We start from the raw sequence: 348 nt of genomic DNA on the forward strand, positions 1-348 counted from the left end.
ATTTCAAGCTATTCTGTGACGGGCAACAATCTGACGGAAATGAGCAGACATGCGTCAGCAAAAATGTCGCGGGAAATTTATTACTCCCACACCAACCTCGTGGTTGTCGATGAAAAACTCGCCAAGGAGGAAGGCTTGATCAAAATTCTGGATGTTATTGACCGGGACACCGATTTTCGTACAACGGCGACGATTATTATTTCCCGCGGCCAAAAAGCGAAAACATTCATCCGGACGCTGACGCCGATCGATAAGATCCCGTCAAATAAAGTAAACAAAACGCTGCAATTTACCGAAGAGCATTTGGGAGAACATATGAAAACGAGCGTCCAGGATGTCATCAAGTGC

Annotated in this window: 1 protein-coding gene; it reads left to right on the plus strand. The window is 45.7% G+C overall.

Annotated features, from left to right (window positions below):
* Positions 1-15: 15 nt before the first annotated feature.
* Positions 16-348, plus strand: a 333-nt coding sequence (locus J0695_RS46685) for a Ger(x)C family spore germination protein (RefSeq protein WP_505383660.1), incomplete at its 3' end; no start/stop codon positions are given.

This window comes from Streptomyces beijiangensis (genome assembly GCF_017315755.1).
Lineage (GTDB): Bacteria > Actinomycetota > Actinomycetes > Streptomycetales > Streptomycetaceae > Streptomyces > Streptomyces beijiangensis.